This window comes from Bradyrhizobium sp. P2_E8, assembly GCF_056403875.1.
This window is the reverse complement of the sequence record NZ_JBFUES010001732.1, coordinates 1-797: the sequence shown is the minus strand read 5'-3', so window position 1 is coordinate 797 and position 797 is coordinate 1. Positions and strand designations below refer to the sequence as shown.

At 64.1% G+C, this 797-nt stretch carries 1 protein-coding gene; it reads right to left on the bottom strand.

Annotation, left to right across the window (positions count from 1 at the left end):
- A partial coding sequence (locus AC1D00_RS43550) for a UxaA family hydrolase (RefSeq protein ID WP_477014989.1) occupies nucleotides 1-710 on the bottom strand: 710 nt, incomplete at its 3' end.
- Nucleotides 711-797: the final 87 nt, after the last annotated feature.

Here is a 797-nt window from a genome sequence, read left to right as displayed (position 1 = left end):
GCCTCGTCCTGCATGCGGACGATGGCGTCGCTGACGCCTTCCGGCACCAGCCGCTCAGGCGCGAGCTTTTCGCAACCGAGGCTGATGACCAGAATTTCGCCGCCGAAATTCGGGTTGAGCGCCAGGTTCTGCAGCGTGCGGATCGGCACCACCGCGTCGGGCGCGTTGATGGCGACGCCGCAGCCATAGGCATGCGTCAGCGGCACGACGTCGTCGACGTTCGGATACTTCGGCAGCAGCTCGGCGCGGATGCGCTTCACCGCATATTCCATCGTGCCCTTGACGCATTGCACGGAGGAGGAGATACCGAGAATGTTCTTGGTACCGACCGAGCCGTCCGGATTGCGGAAGCCTTCGAAGGTAAAGCCTTCGAGCGGCGGCAGCGGAGCGGGCACGGCGGTCGAGATTTCGAGCTTGTCGAGGGCGGGGGCTTCCGGCATGCGGATGCGTGCCTCGTCGACCCACTCACCGGCCAGGATCGGCGAGAGTGCGTAGCCGATCACCTCGCCATAGCGGACAATCGGCGCATCCTGCGCGATATCGACCAGCGCCGTCTTGTGCCCCTGCGGCACAAAGGCGCGCAGCGTCAGTCCGCAGGCAAAACGGGAGCCGGCGGGAAGCCCGAAATCATTGACGACGATCGCGACATTGTCGCGCTCGTTGAGCTTGATGTAGCGGGGCTGCTCCTTCGCTGCGACGTCCTGGTCCATGAGTGGACTCCGGGATTTGTAGGGTGGGTTAGCGCAGCGTAACCCACCAATGTCTCTGTCCGCGGAAGCAGAAGAGGTGGGTTACGC